This window comes from Halothiobacillus neapolitanus c2 (assembly GCF_000024765.1).
Taxonomy (GTDB): Bacteria; Pseudomonadota; Gammaproteobacteria; order Halothiobacillales; family Halothiobacillaceae; genus Halothiobacillus; species Halothiobacillus neapolitanus.
In genome coordinates, this window is the sequence record NC_013422.1 from 1,666,742 (window position 1) to 1,685,107 (window position 18,366).

Genomic DNA, 18,366 nt, shown 5'->3' on the forward strand with positions numbered 1-18,366 from the left:
ATCGTCAGTGGCATCGATTCGAAGTCGAACTAAGCTGTGTCTAATTCCTAGGCACCTCGAAAAACCGTCACGAGCATGTTCGAGTGCAAGGAGCCGCGCAGTGAGCAACGAAACATATCAAGCAGATAGGCAAGGCGCGAACGAGCACGCGACGCCGTAATCGGACAGCGCAGTAGGTTTTTCAAGCTGTCCTCCTATAACAACAGTTGGATAGAGCTGAACAAATTAAAACAGTAGAAGAAAATAGGCGCAGTAAAATAATTCACATAACAAATAACACTTGACAACAAGCAACACAAACTATATAAAAACAAACTAGCACAAATAAAATATAAATATTATCAAAAACCAAACCGTAAAAAACAACAAGCCAAAAAAGGTATTGATTTGAAAATCACAGAACTTCAACTTGAAAAATTTAAATCATTCGAATTGCAAAAATTCAATTTTAAAAAAATAACCATATTGGCCGGAGCAAATAGTGCCGGGAAAAGCACAATATTAAATGCTCTAGCAACAATATTGCAAGGCAGTGAAACCAGGCCATTTCCATTTTATTTCAGTAATTATGGGGGAAATATTCACCTTGGTGGATATAAAGATATCGTCAAAGATGGCAACTCTTCTGACAAATTTGGAATTGGGGTTCGATTCGAAAACAATGGAGCTGAAACCTATGTAAAAGGTACATACCGATACGCAACAAATGGACACCAAATACTGGTAGATTCAATCATAATAGAAATAGATGAACAAACTCTTGAAGTAAAGTGGAATGGCCAAGTAAAAGGGTATTCAGTATATAGAAAAATAAGCGAGAACAAAAAAACTGAAGATTCAAAAGTGGCAAAGGCAATATTCACATCACTTTCTGAGTTATTTTCCAAAACGAATGATACAGAAAAAAATACCAAGATCCAGAATTCAATCGATGAATTTTTATCAAGCATATCAAAGTCAAGTGACAACTGGGAACCAGTTGAGCTGAAAAAGGCATCAAACCTATATTCATCTTTATGCAGCACCATAAGCTATAAGATAACAATTGATAGTTACATTAAAAGCCTATCAAAGCTTTCCAACTTGACAACGTATATTGGCCCTATCAGGCCATATCCCTCTAGGCACTACTACATATCAAGCCTTCAAGAGAAAATCGACTCATTAGGAAACAATGCTTTTCAAATCCTGATAGACTGGTATTCATCAGATAAAAAAAAATTTAACAAAGTTATCAATGGACTACAAACATTAAAATTAGCCGACTCAATTATCATAGGGTCACTAAAAGATGAGTTAGTAGAAATCAATGTCGCCCCATATAATCAAAGACATACCGTCAACTTAAGCGACGTAGGATTTGGTCTTTCTCAAATTTTACCCGTTTTGGTTGCTAATGCAGCCTCAGAAAATGACTCTACGCTCCTTATTAATCAACCAGAAGTACATTTACACCCTTCCAGCCAAGCAGAATTAGCGAATTACTTTTTCACGGAAAGTAAAAACAAGAACTTTATAATTGAAACGCACAGTGAATATTTAATAAATAGATTCCGACTTTTGGTCGCAGAAGGGAAAATTAAAAGCGAGGACATATCAATTATTTATATTGACAAAGGTGAGCAAGACCCCACATTAAGTGAAATATCGATATCAGATAATGGCGCATTAATTTCGGCTCCCGACTCTTTCTTCAACACATATTATGTTGACAGCAAAGCCCTTGTCTTTTCCAGTATTGGAGGCGGAGAAATTGAGTAGCATAGTCATTGACACTTGCGTTATAAGACTATATGACGCGCCACTAGATCCAAAATACTGCGAATTATTCAATTGGATTAATACTGAAGGGACGCTTTACATTAGCCAGAAACTACTAAATGAATACGTTTCAACAAAAAACAGAAACATAGACATACTACTAGCCATGTTGGTAAAAAATGAAGAAAAAATCAGAATCGTTCGGATCTCAAAGAATCAAATCAACACCTTCAAAATAGATAAGAATTTTAATTACACATGCAATAATGAAGATATCGACCATTCACGTCTAGTATTTTTATCTCCACGAAAAAAATTGATATCACAAGATCTAAAACTAATTTCAGACATCAATAGATTCAAAAAGGTAGACGGAATAAAACCTAGCGCCACAAAACATCCTGATCCAGCATTTTATAAATAATGCGAGGGCACGGGGTGTGCTGAGAAAAATAATATAGATGATTCAATAATTAACTACACAGGCACAGCTTGCCAGCTCATCGCCTTAGATTAGATAACCTCTACTATCACTTCCCCAACATCGCCCGAATACCAGCCAGATGTTCTCGGCCTTGGGCTTGGCTCACTTCCTTGGGCTGTTCGATGCCCTCGCCTTGCCATTGCAGCAGGTCGGCGGGGATGTCGTCTAAAAATCGGCTGGGTTCGGTGTCTTTCCATTCGCCGTAGCGGCGGCGGCGTTTGGTGAGGGTGAAGGTGAGTGACAGCCGGGCGCGGGTGATGCCCACAAAGCACAGGCGGCGTTCTTCGGCGAGGCGGGCTTCGTCTTCGATGCAGTCGCGGTGTGGCAGGATGTCTTCTTCCATGCCGGCCATAAACACGTGGCCGAATTCCAGGCCTTTGGCTGCGTGCAGCGTGAGCAGGGCGACGGCATTGCTGTCTTTTTCTCGGGTTTGCTGATCGAGAATACCGAGCAGGGTCATGCGCTGGGCGAGCGCGGGCAAGTCCATTTTTGTTGCGCTTTCGCCGCCTTCGGACTCTGCTTCAACTTGGGTGTCGCTGATTTTCGCCAGCCAGTCGAGCCATTCCTCGACGTTCTGCCAGCGGCGGTCGGCGGCCTTCGGGGTACTTTCTTGTTCGCGCAGATAGGCTGGGTAGTCGATGGCATCGAACACCTGCTGGATCACATCAATGGCATCCCGATCCGGTTGGGCGCGGATGCCGTCGAGCCAGTCGCAAAAGCGGTTCAGCCGATCCGCCGCGCGGTTATCGAACACGCTTTGAATCCCGATGGAACGCGCCGCGGCAAAGAGCGAGCTGCGCCGTTCGCGGGCAAAACCGCCTAGCTTTTCGATGGTGGTCGGGCCGATTTCGCGCCGGGGCGTGTTGACGACGCGTAAAAAGGCCGCGTCGTCGTCTGGGTTGACGAGCAATTTTAAATAACTCATCGCATCCTTGATTTCCGCTCGCTCGAAGAACGATTGGCCGCCGGTGAGGCTGTAGGGAATATTGAGTTTGCGCAGCGCTTGTTCGATTAAGCGAGCCTGATGATTGCCACGAAACAGCACGGCAAAGTCGCGGTATTCGGTTTGCGCGCGGAAGTGCCGATGCAGAATTTCTGTGGCGATGCGTTCGGCTTCGTCTTCTGCGGTGGCCGCAACGATGACGCGGTGCGGCTCGCCCATGCCGATGTCGCTCCAGAGCTGCTTGGATGCGGTGGTGGTATCCAGCGCGATCAAATGATTGGCTGCCTTGAGTACGCTGTTGACCGAGCGGTAGTTTTGTTCGAGCTTGATGCGATGCAGGTTCGGGAAATCGTCCGCCAGCCGGTTGAGGTTTTCCGGCTTGGCACCGCGCCAAGCATAAATGGACTGGTGATCGTCGCCCACGGCGGTGAGCGCGCCGATCTTGCCCACCAACAACCGCACGAGCTCGTACTGCGTGGTGTTGGTGTCTTGATATTCATCCACCAGCAAGTAGCGCACCCGCGCCTGCCAGCGCTCGCGCACGGCGGCATCGCTTTGCAACAGTTCGACGGGGCGACCGATCAGGTCATCAAAATCCAGCGCATTGCAGGCAGTGAGTTGGCGCTGATATTGATCGAAGAGCCCGGCCAATGCGCGGGTTTCTTCATCCCATCCCTCATTTTTGGCTTGCTCGTAGCAACTCTGCGGAGTACGCAGATCATTCTTCCACTGCGAGATCTGCCACTGGGCGGCTTTCGGCTCGATCACATCTTTGTATTCACTGTGCCCGATCAAGGATTTGAACAGGGCGAGGCTATCGTCCGAATCGAATACGGTGAAGCCTGCGCGCAAGCCGAGTGCCGCGTATTCCCGGCGAATGAAATTCAGCCCCAGCGTATGGAACGTGGAGATATTCAAGCCGCGGCGCCGCTCGGGCGGCAATCGCTCCGCCGTTCGCGCCACCATCTCCTTGGCCGCCTTGTTGGTGAACGTGACCGCGAACACCTGGCGAGCGGGGATGCCCTGCTTTTCGATCAGATACACGATTTTTTCGGTAATGACCCGCGTTTTGCCCGACCCAGCCCCGGCCAATACCAGCAGCGGACTTTCCAGATGCCGGACGGCAGCGGATTGTTGGGCATTTAGACCGAGGTTAATTTCGTGACTCACGACGCAAGCGACTTTTGCTGGCTGGTTGCTTCAAGCAGCGCCGCAGACAGAATCATGGCGCCACCCAGCCAGACCAACAGCGACGGACTCTCGTGCCCGATCCAGATGGCGGTCAGGCTACCCACCAGCAATTCCAGTGTCATCAGAATCGATGATCGCCCGGCCGGCAGCCGTTCAACGGCATATTGCGTGGCGAGCATCGCACCTAAGAGCAAGGTCGCGCCATACAACAGGCTATGCACAACACCGCCCATGGTAACGGCCGCGACGGGCTCGGGGAAGAAAACCAAGGCACCCAAGGCGAACAGCACCGCACCGATCTGCATGATCGACAGCTTGACCAGCATCGGTTCGCCCTGCATGTGGCGGAACAGCACGTTTGCGCCAGCCAAGGTCAAACCCGCGATCAGGGCCGCCCAATCGGGCAGAGAAAAACTAAACAGGGCTAGCCAGTGGCCCGAACCTTGACCCGAATGTGCATCCCAATGGATATCCGGCCCGAGAATCGCCACCGCACCACCGAGCGCAAGAATCACCGCCACGATGCGGATCGGGGTCAAGGGTTCGTGCAGGAAAATCCGCCCCATAATCACGCCCCAAGCGGGGATGAGGAAGAACAGCAACATGGCACGCACCACATCGCCAAACATCATCGCCATGGTAAAACCAATCCCAGAAATACCGCTAAGCAACGCCAAAGCCAGCAAACCATACCAGGCCATGGGTGCAGAGCCCGCTTGCCAGCGCGTGCGCACATGCGGCAACACCCAAGGCAGCAGCATCAAAAACTGAATGCCATAGGCCAACGCAGCCAGCAAGAGCGGGCCGATGCCCATGCCGTCGATGGCTTTGAGCCAAATCCAGGTCGTGCCCCATAGGGTCGAACCCATCATCAGCACCAGCACGGGTGGCGGATTAAATTTCAAGGACATAACAGCGCCCTGCCTGTTCGCAGGAAATCAACCCACCCAACGGCGGGCATTACGGAACATGCGCAGCCAAGGGCCATCCTCGGTACGGTGATCGTCGAAGGCGCCCTGCGACCAGGAATCCGGGGCCCAAGAGAACTGGCTGCGGCGCCAGACGCGCTCGGGGTGCGGCATCAGGATATTGAAGCGACCATCTTCCGTGCAAAAACCGGTTTGCCCCCACAACGAACCGTTGGGATTGGCGGGATAGGTTTCGGTGGCAATACCATAGCCATCGACATAACGCAGGGTATTGACCGCCAGTTCGGCATCCACCGGATTGCGGTAGCGAACGCGCCCCTCGCCATGCGCCACTGTGATCGGCAGCAGGGAACCTTCCATATCGGCGAATAAGATCGAAGGCGACTGCACGATTTGAACCAAAGACAAACGCGCTTCGAATTGTTCGGAAACATTGCGCTCGAATCGCGGCCAGCTCTCGGCACCGGGGATAATGTCGTGCAGTTGCGATAGCATCTGGCAACCGTTACACACCCCGAGCGCGAACGTATCTTCCCGATTGAAGAAGGCGCTGAACGCATCAAACGCACGCGGGTTGTATCGAATGGCGTGCGCCCAGCCGGAACCGGCGCCGAGCACGTCGCCATACGAGAAACCGCCGCAAGCGGCTAAGCCTTGCATGTCGGCCAGATCAATTCGACCCGCCAGCAAATCGCTCATGTGCACATCGACGGCGGTAAACCCGGCCCGATCAAATGCAGCGGCCATCTCGACTTCGCCATTGACGCCCTGCTCGCGCAGGATCGCCACTTTCGGGCGCTTGCCCGTCAAGATCATCGGTGCGGCCACGTTCTCGCGCACATCGAAGGTGGCTTTGGCCGCTCTGAGACCCGCATCGGATTCATCCAGCAAACCGTCGTACTCGCTTTGCGCGCAGTCCGGGTTATCGCGCAGGCTCGCCATGAGATAGCTGGTTTTCGACCAGGTGCGATGCAGTTCGCTGCGCTTGGCCGAAAAGACCGACTTGCCACGCCAGCGGATGTGTACCTCGTCACCTTTCACTGGCTTGCCCAAATCATGCAGCGCGTCTGCCAAGCCCGCTTCGGCGAACTGATCACGCACGAAATCCAAATCCTTCGCACGAACCTGAATCACCGCGCCGACTTCTTCATTAAACAACGCAGCCAAGGGATCGCCACCCAATGGCCCGCAATCGATGTCCAGTCCGCAATGACCGGCAAACGCCATTTCCAGCAACGTGGTGAGCAAGCCGCCATCGCTGCGGTCGTGATAGGCGGCCAAGTAGCCCAAGCCATTGAGTGACTGGATGGTGTCGAACAGCGCCTTGAGCGGCTTGGCGTCGATATCCGGCGGGGTTTGCCCTGTTTGGCCGAACACCTGCGCCAGTGCGGAACCGCCCAGCCGATTCTTGCCGAACCCGAGATCGATCAAAAGCAGATGCGCGTCATCAATCGGCTGAATCTGCGGCGTCAAAACCGCGTGAATGTCCTTGACCGGCGCAAAGCCTGTAACGACCAACGACACGGGCGAGACGACTTCTTTGGCTTCGCCATTTTCCGCCCAGCGGGTTTTCATCGACAACGAATCCTTGCCGACCGGGATGGCGATATCCAGTGCTGGGCAGAACTCCATGCCCACGGTTCGCACAGTGGCGTACAAGGCGGCGTCTTCGCCCGGATGACCGCACGCCGCCATCCAGTTGGCAGATAACTTGATGTCGGCGGTGGATTTGATGGGTGCTGCTGCGATATTAGTCAGCACTTCGGCAATCGCCATGCGCGCGGAGGCCGGGGCATCGAGCACGGCAATCGGCGCGCGCTCGCCCATCGCCATCGCCTCGCCGGTTTCGTGATAAAAATCGGTCGCCGTGACGGCACAATCGGCGACGGGCACTTGCCACGGGCCGACCATCTGATCACGCACTACCAGACCACCCACGCTACGGTCGCCGATGGTAATCAAAAAGCGCTTGTCGGCCACGGTCGGCAGGCTCAACACACGATTGATCGCTTCATCGAGACGAATATCGTCGGTTTTGAACCTGGCGAAATGTGGGTGCAGCGATTTGGCCGTGCGCTGCATTTTCGGCGGATGGCCGAACAGGGTGTGCATCGGCAGGTCGATGGGCGCGTTATCGAAATGCGCATCGCGCACGGTGAGGTGCTGCTCGCGAGTGGCCGTACCGATCACGGCAAACGGCGCGCGTTCGCGTTCGCACAGTTCGGTGAACAACGGCAGGCTCGCGGGACGAATCGCCAACACGTAGCGTTCCTGGGATTCGTTACACCAGATGGCGAGCGGCGACATGCCCGGCTCGTCATTGGGGATGGCGCGTAGGTTGAAATCTCCACCCAGACCGGCATCGTGGACCAGTTCGGGGAAGGCATTGGACAATCCGCCCGCACCGACGTCATGCAGGGAAACCAGCGGGTTACGGTCGCCCAGAGCGATGCAACGGTCGATCACTTCCTGCGCTCGGCGCTGCATTTCTGGGTTGGCGCGCTGCACCGAGGCAAAATCCAGTTCCGCCGAACCACTGCCGCTGGTTTGCGATGAAGCCGCACCACCGCCCAAGCCGATCTGCATGGCCGGGCCGCCCAGAACAATCAGCAAATCACCATCGGCGATGGGTTGCTTTTCCACAAGACCAGGGCGAATGGCACCGAGGCCACCGGCAATCATGATTGGCTTGTGATAGCCGCGAACGGTCGAATGCGTGCCATCGGTCAAGGTCGGTTGCAATTCGAAGCTGCGGAAATAGCCCGCCAGCGCCGGACGGCCGAATTCATTGTTGAACGCCGCCGCCCCGATGGGGCCTTCGAGCATGATATCGAGCGCGGTGACGATGCGATCGGGCTTGCCCGCAGGCGTCATGGCCTCCCACGGCTGCTCGAAACCCGGAATCCGCAGATTGGAAACAGAAAAACCGCTCAAGCCCGCCTTGGGCTTGCCGCCCCGCCCGGTCGCGCCCTCATCGCGGATTTCTCCGCCCGAACCGGTAGCCGCACCGGGATCGGGGGAAATGGCGGTCGGGTGGTTATGGGTTTCAACCTTGGCCAGAAAATGAATCGGTTCATCGATTTGACCATATTCGCCGATATCGACATCCACGGCGAACCGCGTGCCCGGCCAACCGGCAATCACCGCCGCGTTGTCTTTATAAGCACTCAAGGTACCGTTCGGATTATGCCGATGCGTATTGCGGATCATGGCGAACAGCGACAAATCGTGTTCCTCGCCATCGATCGTCCAGTCCGCATTGAAAATCTTGTGGCGGCAATGCTCGGAGTTCGCCTGCGCGAACATCATCAGCTCGATATCGGTCGGGTTGCGGCCTAATTCACGATAGGCACCGTCCAGATAGGTGATTTCTTCGGTTGACAGTGCCAGACCAAGATTCTGATTCGCGTCGTGCAAGGCCGATTCGCCGTGCTGCAACAAGGCAATTTCCGTCAACGGTGCTGGTGGCTGATGGGCGAACAGCGTTTGGGCATCGCCCCAGTCTTCAAACACCGTTTCCGTCATCCGATCATGCAGCAGCGCACTTGCCGCTTCCCTGCTGGCACGATCGAGCGCATCGAGGCCGACCAGTGCGTATTCAATGCCCCGCTCGACCCGCGATACGGCATCGATTCCGCAAATATGCAGAATCTCGGTCGCCTTGCTCGACCAGGGCGAGCGCGTGCCCGCTCTCGGCGCGACTGTCACGCTGACAACGTCGTCCGGCCAATTTTCCAGAGCGGCACCGTAATTGAACAGATCATGCAGAACATGCGTTTGCGCATCGGATAATTCCGCCCCCGGCTTTACTTGTGCAAAATGAACAAATCGCGCAGAAATCTGAGTAACCGAAGGGGCAACCGCTTGAATTGAAGCCAATTTTTTAGCCAAACGAAAATCGGATACGGCTGCGTTGCCAAAGAAAATCTGCATAGTGGATCTGCTCATGGTGCATTAAATTGGGTGCATAAGGAATGCCGCGAAAAAAGGGGGCTCGCCACAAAACCGCGCCGATTGTAACACCGGGAGACGATGAATCCCTATGAAAGAGCATCACGGAAAAACTCAGAAGATCCGCCGGGAAGATTCTGACATGGCGTGTATTTTGCTATGAATAAACACAAAGCGTTTCATAGCTGAATATTTTTTCAGTTCACACTTTTGGGAAAATCCGCACAGTGCACATTCGACCATCACATCCTTGGCCTCATCTTCCCAAACAGCAGGGTCAAAAACCAAAGGCAATCTTCGCCTTATTTCTTGCTGCGTTGTTGGTTTTCGCGCAACCCGTGGCGGCGGCGGGGCTTGAGCAGCCAGTCTTTCAGAGCCGTGCGTCCATAGAGTCAGCAGCGCAGGATTTTCTGGAAACACACTATCAGACGGATACGAATACCCGTTTCCACATCAACCCGATTGACCCGCGACTGCAACTGAAAGAATGCGACCAGCCCTTGCAGGTGCGCAGCAATAACCTGACCCTGCCGCGCGGCGGGCGCATCACGCTGAAAATTGCCTGCGAAGGGTCAAATCCTTGGCGGATTTATGTTCCCGCTCGAATTCAAACCATGGTCAACGCCATCAGTCTCGCCCGTCCATTGGCTCCAGGCACCAGAATAAGTGCGGAGGACTTGACCACCACACCGGTGAACGCCAACCAGCAAGTCAATGCTTATTTGACCAGCCCCGATGAAGCCATCGGACAGATTGTCACAAGGCCCATGCAGGCAGGTCAGATACTGACCCAGCAGGATTTGGGTATCGCCAAAGTGATTCATCGCGGCGATCATGTCACTGTCATTGCGGGTACCGGCAACGTGAGCGTATCCACGGAGGGTGTTGCACAGGCTGATGCGGGCGTCGGCCAACGAATCATGGTCAAAAACAGCCGATCTGGCCAGTTGGTTGAAGGTTTTGTCCGAGATGCCAACACAGTGGTTATAAAATGAACCGGAGCAACGAGATAGCCGCCAAGTCACCGTGATTTTTTTAATCTATACGTTAAAGTTTATAATTGAGTGGCCGATATAACGTGCATACGTGGAATCGGGATAGGCGTGAATCTGAAGTGAAGATCGGCATCCATCCTGACCAAGACAAACTTAAAGAGGGCTAGAGATGGACATTATAAATGGATTTGGCGGGAAGAACGGCTATGGCAGTTCCAACGTAGATAATCGAAATACGGGCAAGCCCACCGCTGCTGCAAGCCCAGAAGGTACTGCGCCGGAATCTTCTTCTGAGGACGCAGGTGTCAACCTGTCATCAGGTGCAACCGCCATGAAGCAACTCACACAGACACTTGCCAGCAGCCCTAGCTTCGATCAGAGCAAGGTTGATCAGATCAAGAGCATGATCGCCAACGGTCAGTACAGCATTGACCCACAAAAAATCGCTCAGAAATTCATGGAAATGGAAAACTCCGGCTCATGAGCCAAGGCACCGCTCCAGCCGTCTCACCAGCCCACATTGACACACAGGTCATGTTGGAACATCTGGCGGCAGCGGTTTCCGGTTTAACGGACGCGCATCAAAGGCTGGCCGAACTCCTCGCCACCCCAGACCGAGCGGATCGCGCGGATTCTGGGGCTTCGCTGGATGAACTGATCATCGCCATCCGAGAAGGGCACGCCCGCCTCGAAGAAGCCGAGCAGCAGCGTCAATCCTGGCTTGCGGCCCAGCCGATCAAATCATCATCTACCGAATCGAACGCCCGTCAGGACATGCATCAAGCCCTCATAGCCATTGATCAGGCAGAATTCACTAACCACCTCGCCTCGTGGCAGGCACTTCAACCACTCATCACCGAACTGGACGAACGCACCCGCGAACACCAGATGGTCATTTCCCGCTTGGGCCAGTTCATTCAGGAACGCGTCAACCTTTTGACGAATGCAGCCGACGGCAGCGACACCGCCGTTTATGCGGCCAGTGGCAAAACCAGTGCACCTGCCGACCGCCGTCGCTCCCTTGGCGATGCCTGAACACGCCCAGAAAGGTCGCCCCCTCTACTCGCTTGCCGACGGTGCCCTTTCCCGCTGCCATAGCGCAAACGCACTCTCTCCGGCTCGACCTTCGCGCAACCTGACCCAACCCACGGGTTGAACGCTCGCCTCTTGGGCACTTTGCTCGATATATAAATACGCGTCATCCGCCAGCCAATCGGCCTGCTGCAAGCGCTCAACCGCTTGTGACAACAAGTCGAGACGCGCAAACGGTGGATCAAGAAATACCAGATCGATCCGCTCCCCCGATACGAATTGATTCGGGGCCTGACGCAGCCAACCCAATGCATCCTGCGACCAAACCCGTGCCCGATCATCTGCTACCGACATTGTTTTCAAACTGTTGCGAATCTCGGCGGCAACGCGTGCCGATTGCTCGATCAAACCCACCCACTGCGCACCTCGCGAAAGGGATTCGATACCGAGAATGCCGCTACCAGCGAACAAATCCAGCACCCGCCAGCCATCGAGATTTTGCCCCAGCCAGTTGAACAGCGTTTCTCGCACCCGGTCGGGCGTGGGGCGCAAGCCCGGCATGGCAGGAAAATGCAAACGCTGAGAGCGCATCGTCCCACCCGTCACGCGCACGACCTGTTTGCCACGTACAGTCTGGCCGGATAAGGAGCGAGGTGAGGATTTCACGAACGTGTCGCCAAATACCGCCCCGGATTCTTCACCATGAGGGATTTTCGATTTCAGCGATTTCCTTGATTTGGCACTCAAAATTCACCCCGGAGGTTTTAGGAATCAATGCCACGCCTGAGTTCTTGACGATCAGCGATTGAAGAACTGCGGAGATGTGAAACCATATTCATCATCCGCTTCGCCCATTCAGGGCATGATGCCCATGTTAATATGAACCGATGACGGTGTAGTGCGCACCCCGTATGAATTATCTCATTCACGAAGGCCTTTTAAATGTTTGGATTTCTCCGTCGAAAAAAAAATCAGGTGCCTGGCGACGCAGCGATCGAATCACCGGTTGATTCTTCAGTCGACGCTCCTGAAGTCGACACTCTTGGCACCGATACATCACCCATAACAGAACCGGTCGAAGCGCCAAGCACCATCGAACCCGAGCCTCTTCCCGCGGTCATCACCGCAGAACCAGAACCGGCGCAAACGTCGACACAGATAGCCATCCAATCGGCACCACAACCCGTTACACAGGAAAAGCCCAAGTCCCGCTTCTGGCAACAACTGGCCAGGGCACGCAACAACTTCACCGAAGGCTTGGGCGATCTGTTCCTTGGCAAAAAGGCCATCGATGACGAACTCCTCGAAGAAGTCGAAACCCGATTGATCATGGCCGACGTCGGGCAAGCGACGACGCGCGCGCTGATCGATGCCTTGCATCAACAGATTTCTCGCAAGCAGATCAACGATACCGAAGCCTTGTTCGAAACGCTCAGCCAACTGATGATCGAGCGGCTGGAGCGCGTCCAGAAACCCCGCCCCGCCCCAACGGAGCAGCCACACATTATCGTCGTCTGCGGCATCAATGGTGCAGGGAAAACCACGACCATCGGCAAACTGGCACACCATTACAAACAATCTGGGCACAAGGTCATGCTGGCCGCGGGCGACACATTCCGTGCCGCCGCCGTCGAGCAACTGATCACCTGGGGCGAGCGCAATCAGATCCCGGTCATCGGCGAACCGGGCCGACAAGATTCCGCTTCGGTACTGTTTGATGCCGCACAATCCGCGCGCGCTCGTAATATGGATGTGCTGATTGCCGACACCGCCGGTCGACTGCACACCCAAGGCGGCCTGATGGACGAGTTGAAGAAGCTTATTCGCGTCGTCAGCAAATCGATTCCCGGCGCGCCGCACGAGATCCTGCTCGTGCTGGACGCCAGCATCGGCCAGAACGCCCTAAATCAGGCTCGCCAGTTCCATGAGGCGGTCGGCGTAACTGGATTGATCGTTACCAAGCTCGATGGCACGGCCAAGGGCGGCATCCTGTTCGCCATTGCCGATGAATTGAAGCTGCCCATCGACTTCATCGGTGTAGGGGAGCAAATCGCTGACTTACGACCGTTCGACCCGAAAGGTTATGTCGATGCTCTGCTGGATCGCGAGGACATATGATCGAATTCGATGGCGTTAGCCGCCGCTTCAGTAACGGCCACTTCGGTTTGCAGGACGTTAGTTTTCACATTCCCGAAGGGCGGATGGTGTTCATTACCGGCCATTCCGGTTCGGGAAAATCCACCTTGCTGCGACTGATTCCCGCGCTGGACCACCCCACCAGTGGCACGGTGCGCATTGGTGGGCATGATCTGCAAAAAATGCCCAGGCATCAGTATCCGAAGTTACGTCGTCAAATCGGCGTGGTATTTCAGGATCATCACCTGCTGCCCGATCGGCGCGTGTTCGATAATGTGGCCTTGCCCATGCAGGTGGCCGGCTTCGAGCCAAGAGACATCCGCCGACGCGTCGAAGCGGCCCTCGACAAGGTCGGCCTGCATGCGCGCCAGCGTGCGCGTGTGGATGAACTCTCCGGTGGTGAACAACAGCGGGTCAACATCGCCCGCGCCTTGGTCAATCGCCCCAAGATCCTGCTGGCCGATGAGCCGACGGGCAACCTCGACCCCGAACTCTCGCGCGAAATATTCAACCAGTTCGCCGACTTTCACGCCATCGGCGTAACCGTGCTGATCGCCAGCCATGACCTGCACTTGTTAAAGACCTTCGCCGTGCCCCGCATCGTATTGAATCAAGGGCGGATTGCCCAGATAGAGGAAGCTTTCTGACATGGACCAGGACCACTCAACCTCGGCCCGAATCCCGAGCGGCACAGCGACCCGAACCGCCAAGACCCAGACCAGTGCATTGAACGCCTGGAAACGCCACCATGCCCGCTGCCTCAAGGACGGCTTATGGCATCTGGTGCGCCGCCCGCTGAGCGCCTGGGCGACCATTTTCGCCATAGCCATCGTGCTGGCGCTGCCGGGGTTTTTGATGACACTGGCCGCCCAAATCAAGCACATCGGTGGTGCTTGGGCATCCGAGCAGGGTCAGGTGAATGTGTATCTCAAAACGGGCACCGATGAAACCCATGTAAATGGCTTCACCCAATGGCTGAAGGGCCAACCCAATGTCCGCAGCACCGACGTCATTCCGCCGGAACAAGGGCTGAAAGATCTCGCCCGCCGCCTGAACATCGATAGTCTGGACAGTGATATCGCCAACCCGCTTCCGACCGTCGTCGTACTCAAGCTCAAAAATCCGACCGACCAGGCCAGCCTCACGCTGCGGGAAGAGATCCGCAACAACCCTTTGGTCGAGAATCTCTCCGATAGCGGCGCATGGGTCAAGCGACTGCAAACCATCAGCAAGTTTTTCGACCAGTTGAGCTGGTGGTTGATGTTCCTGTTCGGCTTTACCGTGGTTTCTGTGATCGGCAACACACTGCGGCTCGAATTACAGAAACGTCGGGAAGAGCTGGCGTTGATCGCGCTGATCGGCGGTACACGGCGGTATATGATTCGCCCGCTGCTCTATGACGGCGCCATCATGGGATTGCTCGGCGGCATTGTGGCCAGCGGCTTGATCTACACGCTGTTGACGATGCTCACGGCACCCATCAATCAATTCGCGGCAGAATACGGTACTCAGATCACCGTGATCACACCGATGATGCTGACCGCCTTACTTGGGATAATCGGGCTTTCACTGGGCTGGCTCAGCGCCCAACTGATCGGGCAGAATTTCCTGCGCCACGCGGTGTCGGCGTAACTGATCCGAGCCCCTGCTCTGGAGAACGGGGTTCGGCTTAAATTCTGAAACCGCTGACCATCGAGCCCAGCTTTTGCGCATCCTGCTGCACGCTGGATACCGCGATCTGCGCGGCTGTCATATGTTCTGCGTTGGCAGTAATCACGTCGATCAAGGCGTGCAGATCGGCATTGAGCTGTTCGATGGTTTCCTGATGTTCCTGACTGTTGCTTTCCACGCTCAACGTGGCCGACACGGAATCGTCGATGGCAACCAGGACTTGTTCCAACTCACCTTGCGCTGCGCTCATCGCCGCTTCGGCCTGCTGAGAGTAGTCCACGACTTCGGTCATGGTTTGATCCGTCTGGCTGACCTCGCGAGTCAAGCGCTCCATCACAGCCGAAATCTGCACGGTGGCGTCCTGACTGCGCAAAGCCAATGCCCGAACTTCTTCGGCAACGACGGCAAACCCCCGCCCATGCTCACCTGCGCGGGCGGCTTCAATCGCTGCATTCAGTGCCAAAAGGTTGGTTTGGTCGGCCACCGAGCTGATGGTGCGTGTCATGGATTCGATTTCTTCCTTGGCCGACACCAGAGAATGTATATGCCGGGTCGCCGTATCAACACGGGCAAGTGCAGAATGAATCGAATCGACACTTCGGCTGATCTGCCCTTGACTCTGTTCAGAACGCGATTGCATCGCCACCGCCTGCTGGCCCACACGTTGCAACGCACTACGCAGTTCGCTCCCGCTTTCGGCTAGCCGGGAAACCTCAACCAGCACCCGATCACGTTGTGACTGCACACGATTCTGTTCGGTCATCACCTGGCCGATGCGGCGATCGAGCGAATTCGCCGCTTCCTGCATCGATGCACTGCCGTGGTTGATGTCGCCGATCTGGCGATGCAGCGTGTCGATCATGCCGTTGAAACTATCCGAAATTTCGCCGATGGCATCGTCGCTTTTCAGGGCGCATTTGCTCGTCAGGTCGCCCTGACGTACTAAGCCGGCCAAAATGGCCATTTTCGACAATTGCCGCAACAACACGACCTGGGCCACCCAGTAATTTACAAAACCGACGGTAATCCCCGCCACCACACAGCCCAACACGAACCAGCTCAACATCCCTTCCCGGAAATTGACGAAGAAACTTGCAAATACAGGAAAGATGGCCCCCATGCCAAACCCCATGGCGATAAAGGACCATTTCAGACGACGCAAAATACTTGTTTTTTTCATAGGAACCCCGTTAAAACCCCATAAAAGATGGGGACACATCATCCTTGAACGCCTAACTTTGGATACCTGAACGATGCAGATGAGGTATCGTCACATAGGTGAAATACTTTAGCCAATTCGGCATTTCAGGTGCCCCGAAACAACCGCGTTGCTATCATGCCCGCCATGAATCAACACAGCCCCACGAGTCACGATGCCGAGTGCGAACGGATTGCCCGCCCGATTGGCAGCGGCTTTCGATATGCCAGCCTGCCGCTGCGTGGTCAAGAACGCTATGCGATCACCGCAATCAAGGCCCTCGACAAAAGCCTCGAAGAGATCGTTCAGACCGTGGCAGAACCCCAGGTTGCCCGTTCCAAACTCGATTGGTGGCGTGGCGCCTTGCACCAGGCAACAACCGAAGGTAGCAGTAATCACCCGGTTTTGATTTCACTGCTTGAATCAACGCCCCCCACCACCCTTGAAAAATTGGTTCCGCATCTGGAATCTCGACTGGGCAGCGCGCTTTTGGCGCTGGATTATCAGGGATTCGATACCGAAGCGGATCTGAATGCCTATCTCGACGCCAAAGGTGGCGCCCTGTTTAGGTTGTACGCCCAGGCGCTCAATCTACCAGAGGAAACGTCGATCAAGCTCGGCGCACTTGGCGCGCTCGGTCACCGCATCGACAACCTCCAGTGGCTCGGGCGTGATGTGGCTCGGGGCTTTATTTACCTCTCTGCGGAGCAACTCGAAAAGCACGGCATCAATGAAGCGGATTTTCACCGCCCGGATCGATCCACTCGCTTGGTGCCTCTGCTGCAAACGGAATATGAACACATTCGGTCAGAACATAATCGGCATCTGCTTGAGCTCAAACAAACCTGTCGTCGGCCACCGGCTTTTTTCCGTGCACTGATCGCACTCGACCAGTCCCGCTTGGTTCACCTTCACCGAAGTGGATTGCGCCTGCTCGACGAGCGCCCCGAGCGCTCCCCCTTTACACAACTGCTTACCGCCTGGTGGGCAACCAAACGGGCTCCGCGGCCGTTGCGTTGAACTACCTGAAACAAACATGGACCTGAAACAAACATAGAATTGAGATAACGATATGAACAGCGAAAAAAATGACGCATTTGCCGGTCGCATCGTCGTCATCAACGGCGCCACTGGCACGATCGGCGAAGCCATGGCATTCGCGCTGCAACGCCAAGGCGCGCAGTTGATCCTCTTCGGGCGCAAAAGCGACCGACTCAACCACTTGGCCGATGAACTCACCGCCGAGTTGGGTGCCGAGGCCGAACACCGCGCGCCTGTCATTCAAACCGTGGATTTTTCCGGAGCCGCCATCGAGGATTACCAGACACTGACCGATGCAATTGAAAACAACTTTGGCCGGATCGACATCCTGATTCACGCCATGGGCCAAGGCGGGCAACTGAGCCCGTTGGCCCACAGTGATCTGATGAAATTCCAGGAAAGCCTGCACCTGAATCTGATTGCCCCGTTCGCACTCACGCGCAGTCTCTGGCACCTGCTGGAGCGACCCGGGAAACAGGTGGAGGCCAATCGCGCTCAGGTCTTGTTTTTCACGGATCGAGGCACACCCGCCTTCGGCAACGCCTACACACTTGCCCACGCCGCCATAGAACGCATGATCGATCAATGGGCGAATGAAACGACCAGCGTGCGCATCAATGGGCTGGACCCTGGCCCGACCCATAGCGGCTTGCGGCAGTACCGATTCCCCGGCGAAGCCCGATCAGAGCGTGCCGATGTCTCGGTCCTGCTGCCGACGGCGCTCGCTTTGCTGGCCAACGAACAGGCACATGGGCAATTGATTCGCCTGCAACCGGATCGGATTTGATATATTGCCAGTGCTTTTTAATAAAAGATGAAAGGAAATCTTATGCTTTCAATGCAAGTCGGCGGCCTGTTTGGCTTTATTCTTCTCGCGCTCGATATCTGGGCCATCATTAAGGTGATTCAAAGCAACGCAGGCGCGGGCGTTAAAACGCTCTGGGTATTGTTGATCATCTTCCTGCCCCTATTGGGTCTCATCCTCTGGGCTTTGTTAGGCCCCAAAGGGTAAAAAGCCGGTCCGATTGAATCGG

At 54.8% G+C, this 18,366-nt stretch carries 15 protein-coding genes; 10 read left to right on the plus strand and 5 right to left on the minus strand.

Annotated features, from left to right (window positions below; genetic code table 11):
• Positions 1-387: 387 nt before the first annotated feature.
• Positions 388-1,761 (plus strand): AAA family ATPase, encoded by a 1,374-nt coding sequence (locus tag HNEAP_RS07690; protein WP_012824399.1) that lies wholly within the window; start codon positions 388-390, stop codon positions 1,759-1,761.
• 530 nt (positions 1,762-2,291) lie between these two features.
• On the opposite strand, the gene HNEAP_RS07700 is transcribed toward HNEAP_RS07690, so the two are convergent.
• The 3 genes from HNEAP_RS07700 to purL are packed head-to-tail and all read right to left on the minus strand — an operon-like array spanning position 2,292 to position 9,241.
• Positions 2,292-4,358 carry a UvrD-helicase domain-containing protein gene (locus HNEAP_RS07700; RefSeq protein WP_012824401.1) on the minus strand — a complete coding sequence of 689 codons (2,067 nt, stop codon included), beginning with the start codon at positions 4,356-4,358 and terminating at the stop codon, positions 2,292-2,294.
• On the minus strand, positions 4,355-5,290 hold the full coding sequence (locus HNEAP_RS07705; RefSeq protein ID WP_012824402.1) for a DMT family transporter: 936 nt from the start codon (positions 5,288-5,290) through the stop codon (positions 4,355-4,357). The genes HNEAP_RS07700 and HNEAP_RS07705 overlap by 4 nt, the downstream gene beginning before the upstream one ends.
• Before the next feature lie 27 nt (positions 5,291-5,317).
• On the minus strand, positions 5,318-9,241 hold the full coding sequence (purL, locus tag HNEAP_RS07710; protein WP_012824403.1) for a phosphoribosylformylglycinamidine synthase: 3,924 nt from the start codon (positions 9,239-9,241) through the stop codon (positions 5,318-5,320).
• Positions 9,242-9,486: 245 nt separating this feature from the next.
• On the opposite strand from purL, the gene flgA reads away from it, so the two are divergent.
• From flgA to flgN, 3 genes are all read left to right on the plus strand, one after another.
• The gene (gene flgA, locus HNEAP_RS07715; RefSeq protein ID WP_012824404.1) at positions 9,487-10,254 is read left to right on the plus strand and encodes a flagellar basal body P-ring formation chaperone FlgA; all 768 of its coding nucleotides are present in this window, start codon (positions 9,487-9,489) and stop codon (positions 10,252-10,254) included.
• 169 nt (positions 10,255-10,423) lie between these two features.
• Positions 10,424-10,738 carry a flagellar biosynthesis anti-sigma factor FlgM gene (gene flgM / locus HNEAP_RS12270; protein WP_012824405.1) on the plus strand — a complete coding sequence of 105 codons (315 nt, stop codon included), beginning with the start codon at positions 10,424-10,426 and terminating at the stop codon, positions 10,736-10,738.
• Complete coding sequence (flgN, locus tag HNEAP_RS07725) at positions 10,735-11,289, plus strand: flagellar export chaperone FlgN (RefSeq protein WP_012824406.1); 555 nt, start codon at positions 10,735-10,737, stop codon at positions 11,287-11,289. The genes flgM and flgN overlap by 4 nt, the downstream gene beginning before the upstream one ends.
• 24 nt (positions 11,290-11,313) lie before the next feature.
• Here the strand turns inward: flgN and rsmD are convergent, their stop codons facing one another.
• A complete protein-coding gene (rsmD, locus tag HNEAP_RS07730) occupies positions 11,314-11,952 on the minus strand; it encodes a 16S rRNA (guanine(966)-N(2))-methyltransferase RsmD (protein WP_012824407.1) in 639 nt (212 codons plus the stop codon).
• Positions 11,953-12,228: 276 nt separating this feature from the next.
• On the opposite strand from rsmD, the gene ftsY reads away from it, so the two are divergent.
• The 3 genes from ftsY to HNEAP_RS07745 are packed head-to-tail and all read left to right on the plus strand — an operon-like array spanning position 12,229 to position 15,054.
• Complete coding sequence (gene ftsY / locus HNEAP_RS07735; RefSeq protein ID WP_012824408.1) at positions 12,229-13,404, plus strand: signal recognition particle-docking protein FtsY; 1,176 nt, start codon at positions 12,229-12,231, stop codon at positions 13,402-13,404.
• Positions 13,401-14,069 (plus strand): cell division ATP-binding protein FtsE, encoded by a 669-nt coding sequence (gene ftsE, locus HNEAP_RS07740; RefSeq protein WP_012824409.1) that lies wholly within the window; start codon positions 13,401-13,403, stop codon positions 14,067-14,069. The genes ftsY and ftsE overlap by 4 nt, the downstream gene beginning before the upstream one ends.
• Before the next feature lies 1 nt (position 14,070).
• The gene (locus tag HNEAP_RS07745) at positions 14,071-15,054 is read left to right on the plus strand and encodes a cell division protein FtsX (RefSeq protein WP_012824410.1); all 984 of its coding nucleotides are present in this window, start codon (positions 14,071-14,073) and stop codon (positions 15,052-15,054) included.
• A gap of 37 nt (positions 15,055-15,091) precedes the next feature.
• Here HNEAP_RS07745 and HNEAP_RS07750 read toward each other — a convergent pair whose 3' ends face one another.
• Positions 15,092-16,273: a methyl-accepting chemotaxis protein gene (locus tag HNEAP_RS07750; protein WP_041600403.1), complete on the minus strand. Its 1,182-nt coding sequence runs from the start codon at positions 16,271-16,273 to the stop codon at positions 15,092-15,094.
• A gap of 165 nt (positions 16,274-16,438) precedes the next feature.
• On the opposite strand from HNEAP_RS07750, the gene HNEAP_RS07755 reads away from it, so the two are divergent.
• Genes HNEAP_RS07755 through HNEAP_RS07765 form a run of 3 tightly spaced genes read left to right on the plus strand, consistent with a single transcriptional unit; the run spans position 16,439 to position 18,344 of the window.
• The gene (locus HNEAP_RS07755) at positions 16,439-17,311 is read left to right on the plus strand and encodes a phytoene/squalene synthase family protein (RefSeq protein WP_181442967.1); all 873 of its coding nucleotides are present in this window, start codon (positions 16,439-16,441) and stop codon (positions 17,309-17,311) included.
• Positions 17,312-17,363: 52 nt separating this feature from the next.
• Positions 17,364-18,119 carry an SDR family NAD(P)-dependent oxidoreductase gene (locus HNEAP_RS07760; RefSeq protein WP_012824413.1) on the plus strand — a complete coding sequence of 252 codons (756 nt, stop codon included), beginning with the start codon at positions 17,364-17,366 and terminating at the stop codon, positions 18,117-18,119.
• A gap of 42 nt (positions 18,120-18,161) precedes the next feature.
• A complete protein-coding gene (locus tag HNEAP_RS07765; RefSeq protein ID WP_012824414.1) occupies positions 18,162-18,344 on the plus strand; it encodes a PLDc N-terminal domain-containing protein in 183 nt (60 codons plus the stop codon).
• The last annotated feature ends 22 nt before the right edge of the window (positions 18,345-18,366 follow it).